The organism is Streptomyces sp. NTH33 (assembly GCF_003236365.1).
Classification (GTDB): domain Bacteria; phylum Actinomycetota; class Actinomycetes; order Streptomycetales; family Streptomycetaceae; genus Streptomyces.
This window is the reverse complement of the sequence record NZ_POTZ01000686.1, coordinates 1-2,698: the sequence shown is the minus strand read 5'-3', so window position 1 is coordinate 2,698 and position 2,698 is coordinate 1. Positions and strand designations below refer to the sequence as shown.

Annotated in this window: 2 protein-coding genes and 1 pseudogene; all 3 read left to right on the top strand. The window is 72.3% G+C overall.

Going from position 1 to position 2,698, the window contains the following annotated elements:
• Positions 1-371 (top strand): annotated as a pseudogene (locus C1I97_RS34955) (thiamine ABC transporter substrate-binding protein); the annotation flags it as partial.
• Between the two features lie 56 nt (positions 372-427).
• Complete coding sequence (locus C1I97_RS34950; RefSeq protein WP_111006982.1) at positions 428-2,029, top strand: ABC transporter permease; 1,602 nt, start codon at positions 428-430, stop codon at positions 2,027-2,029.
• The coding region (locus C1I97_RS34945) for an ABC transporter ATP-binding protein (RefSeq protein WP_258382889.1) at positions 2,030-2,698 on the top strand (669 nt) is incomplete at its 3' end.

The following is a 2,698-nucleotide window of genomic DNA, read 5'->3' as shown; positions in this document are numbered from 1 at the left end:
GGCCGCTGGTCGTCTCCTACGCCTCCTCGCCGCCCGCCGAGGTCATCTACGCCGAGCCGCGGCCGAAGACCGCGCCCACCGGGGTCGCGTACGGCACCTGCTTCCGCCAGATCGAGTACGCCGGGCTGCTCAGCAACGCCAGGAACCCCGAGGGAGGCAAGGCGCTCCTCGACTTCCTGCTCACCAAGGAGTTCCAGGAGGACATGCCGCTGAACATGTTCGTCCACCCGGTGCGCGAAGGCACCCAGCTGCCGCCGGAGTTCACCGAGTACGGCCCCTCGGCCGAGAACCCCGGGACCATGGCCCCCGGCAAGATCGCCGCCAACCGCGACCAGTGGGTCAAGTCGTGGACCTCGCTCGTACTGAAGTAGCCCTCCGCAAGGGCCGTACGGGCAGCCGTACGGGGAACGCGGCGCGGCTCGGCCTCATGGCCGTGCCCGTCGCGTTCTTCGCGCTGTTCTTCGCCTACCCCGTGGCCGCGATCGTCCAGCGCGGCCTCAAGGCCGACGGGGCCTGGCAGCTGGGGCGGATCATCGACGTACTCGCCCAGTCCGGCATCCGGCACGTGCTGTGGTTCACCACCTGGCAGGCACTCGCCTCCACCGCGCTCACGCTGCTGATCGCCCTGCCCGGCGCGTACGTCTTCGCCCGCCTGGAGTTCCCCGGCCGTCAGGTCCTGCGGGCCGTCGTCACCGTGCCGTTCGTGCTGCCCACGGTCGTCGTCGGCACCGCGTTCCTCGCCGTCGTAGGACGCGGCGGACTCCTCGACGAGCTGTGGGGCGTCCGCCTGGACACCACGGTGTGGGCGATCCTGCTCGCCCACGTCTTCTTCAACTACGCCGTCGTCGTACGGACCGTGGGCGGCCTGTGGGCCGGGCTCGACCCCCGGCAGGAGGAGGCGGCCCGCATGCTCGGCGCCTCGCCGCTGACCGCCTGGCGCAAGGTCACCCTGCCGGCGCTCGCGCCCGCGGTGGCCGCCGCCGCGCTGATGGTCTTCCTGTTCACCTTCACCTCCTTCGGCGTGGTGCAGATCCTCGGCGGCCCCACCTTCTCCACCCTCGAAGTGGAGATCTACCGGCAGACGTCCCAGATCTTCGACCTGTCCACCGCCGCGGTCCTGACGATCGTCCAGTTCCTGGCGGTGGGCGCGGTCCTCGCCGTGCACGCCTGGACCGTACGGCGCCGGGAGAGCGCGCTGAAACTGGTGGACGCCTCCGTCACCGCCCGCCGTCCGCGCGGCGCGGGACAGTGGGCGCTCCTCGCCGGCGTTCTGGTCACCGTCGCGCTGCTCCTCGTGCTGCCGCTCGCCGTGCTGGTGCAGCGCTCGCTCACCGCACCCGGCTTCGGCTACTACCGGGCGCTGACCGACCCCGACGGCGGCACCTTCCTGGTCGCGCCGGTCAACGCCATCGGCACCTCCCTGTCGTACGCCGTCGCCGCGACCGCGATCGCCGTGGTGATCGGCGGCCTGGCCGCCGCGGCGCTCGCCCGACGCGACGCCGGCCGGCTCGTACGCGGCTTCGACGCGCTGCTGATGCTGCCGCTCGGGGTCTCCGCGGTGACCGTCGGCTTCGGCTTCCTGATCGCCCTCGACAAGCCGCCGCTGGACCTGAGGCAGTCCTGGATCCTGGTCCCGCTCGCCCAGGCCCTGGTCGGCGTGCCCTTCGTCGTACGGACCATGCTGCCCGTGCTGCGCGCGGTGGACGTACGGCTGAGGGAGGCGGCGGCCGTGCTCGGGGCCTCGCCGTGGCGGGTGTGGCGGGAGGTCGACCTGCCCCTGGTGCGGCGGGCGCTGCTGGTCGCCGCCGGGTTCGCCTTCGCGGTGTCGCTGGGGGAGTTCGGGGCGACCGTGTTCATCGCGCGGCCCGACAACCCGACGCTGCCGGTCGCCGTGGCGCGGCTGATCGGCCGGCCCGGCGACCTCAACTACGGCCAGGCGATGGCCCTGTCGACGATTCTGATGGTGGTGTGCGCGGTGGCGCTGCTGGTACTCGAGCGGCTGCGCACCAACCGGAGCGGGGAGTTCTAGATGCTGCTGACCCTTCAGGCCGCGACCGTGCGCTTCAGCAGGCGTGCCGTGCTCGACGCGGTCGGCCTCGATGTCGCCGAGCACGAGATCGTGTGCGTGCTCGGCCCCAGCGGCAGCGGCAAGTCGACGTTGCTGCGGGCGGTCGCCGGGCTGCAGCCGCTGGACTCCGGGCGGGTGCTGCTGGACGGGCGGGACCAGACGGCGGTACCGGTGCACCGGCGCGGGGTCGGGCTGATGTTCCAGGACCACCAGCTGTTCCCGCAGCGGGACGTGGCCGGAAACGTCGCCTTCGGGCTGCGTATGCACGGCACGGCGAAGACCGAACGGGCCGCACGAGTGGGGGAGTTGCTGGGCCTGGTCGGACTGCCCGGCGCCGGACGGCGGGCCGTGGCCTCGCTCTCCGGCGGCGAGCAGCAGCGGGTGGCCCTGGCCCGGGCCCTCGCCCCCCGCCCCCGCCTGCTGATGCTGGACGAGCCACTCGGCCAGCTCGACCGCTCGCTGCGGGAACGACTCGTCGTCGAACTACGGGAGCTTTTCGGCCGGGCGGCGGTGGCCACGACGTCGAAGCCGATGAAGGCGAAGAAGACGACGGAGGCGGCGGTGAAGATGCCCATCACGCCGAAGTTGGACGGAGCCCAGCCGAACATCAGCTCGATGAGTGGTGCCTTG

What these genes read in the sequence shown, in the direction of transcription:
- C1I97_RS34950 (WP_111006982.1), top strand. Translation starts at nt 428, where the DNA reads ATGGCCGTGCCCGTCGCGTTCTTCGCGCTGTTCTTCGCCTACCCCGTG.